At 70.7% G+C, this 1,591-nt stretch carries 2 protein-coding genes; both read right to left on the reverse strand.

Translation table 11 applies throughout. From position 1 onward, the window contains the following. On the reverse strand, positions 1-395 hold a 395-nt coding region (locus I5I_RS02615; RefSeq protein WP_239639996.1), incomplete at its 3' end, for a hypothetical protein. After that, positions 392-1,591: adenylate/guanylate cyclase domain-containing protein (locus I5I_RS02620; RefSeq protein WP_036316164.1), on the reverse strand; the 1,200-nt coding region annotated here is incomplete at its 5' end. The genes I5I_RS02615 and I5I_RS02620, both read right to left, overlap by 4 nt.

Raw genomic sequence — 1,591 nt, forward strand, 5'->3', positions numbered from 1 at the left:
AACAGCACGGCGAGTCCCACCACGACCAGCAGCAACCGCACGATCTCCACGAAGATCGTGGGCACGCGCTCGCGCCACGTGCCCTCACGCGCCGTCGAGAACAAGGCGACGTTGACGCCGCTCAGCACCAGCAGGATGAGCAGGAACCCGAGCACCGTGCCGACGATGCGCACCCAGACGAGGTCCTGGTCCGACCGCGTTGCGAAGGCGAGCAGCACGACCAGTGCCGCAACGGGAACCACCGCGTTGCGCAGCAGCAGCAGAGGGCGGACGGCCGGGCTGCGGCGGCGGCGGAGCGCGCCGATGATCTCCGTGAGCACCACCAGGACGAGGGGAACGCCGATGGCGAGCGCCCCCACCCACCAGACCCACCCCTCTGCGAGCACCGACATCATGCGTCGATCCGCCAGACGGTGCTCGTGTGGCCGGAGGCGTCGACGGTGCCGACCTCGGTGAACTCCCAGAGCCCGTGCACCCGATCGTGCACGGCATCGCTCACGTAGACGCCCCCGGCATCCGCCGCCCGTCGCACGCGACTGGCCAGATCGACCGCGTCGCCCCACAGGTCGTAGGCGAGACTCGCACGGGCGACCAGCCCGCTCGTGACCGCGCCCGTGTCCACGCCCGCGCGCAGATCCAACGCGGCGCCGGTGCGCTCGTTGAAGCGCTGCACGTGCGCGCGCATCCCCAGTGCGAAGTCGACGGCACGCCGGGCGTTGTCCACGCGTGGCACCGTGAGGCCGCAGCTGGCGAGGTATCCGCCGCGCAGGGTGCGCACCGACTCGACCCCGGCGCGCTCCGCCGCCTCGTCGAAGCCGCGCATGAGCTCGTTGAGCGCGAGGGTCTCCTGCTGTCCGTCGAGAGCGCGGCTGAAGTCGTCGAAGCCGAGCAGCTCGGCGTAGACGACGGCCACGTCCTCGTGCTGCTCCGCGATCGTCTGCTCGCCCTCGCGATAGCGGGCGGCGAGACTGTCGGGCATGAGCGTCCGCAGCAGGCGGTCGTTCTCCGCCCGCTGGCGGTCGATGAGATCCTGCTTGATCTGCAGGCCGGCGGCCATCTCGTTGAAATCACGCGACAGCTCGCCCATCTCGTCGGAGCCGCCCGCTGCGACGCGCACGCTGTAGTCGCCCCCGGCGATCCGCCGCACGGCCACGGCCAGCCGGCGGATCGGCCCGGTGAACGCCTGCGACAGCAGCAGCGAGAGCACGCTGATCGCGAGCACCAGCCCCAGGGTCGACAGCAGCAGCGTGCGGGTGAAATCGGTGATCGGCGCGAAGGCCTCCGACGTCTCCATGCGCGCGACCACGACCCAGTCCAGGCCTTCGATGTTGGCCGGGCCGTACGCCGTGATGCTCTCGCTGCCGATGTACTGGGACGAGGTCATCGTGCCGGACTGGCCGGCCAGCGCGCGGCGGACCGGCTCTTGGTCGACGTTCTGCAGAATCGCACTGTCGCCCACCGCCACGATCCGGTCGGCGTCCGCCGCCGTCGTGCCGTTGTCGATGACGCTCTGCGCGTAGGTGCCGGGGTCTTCGATGAGCTGCCGCGAGTTCGACCGCATGAGCCCGTCCGTGCCGGCGAGGTAGATCTC

Origin of the sequence: Microbacterium sp. B24, from assembly GCF_000333415.1 — a bacterium.
Taxonomy (GTDB): domain Bacteria; phylum Actinomycetota; class Actinomycetes; order Actinomycetales; family Microbacteriaceae; genus Microbacterium.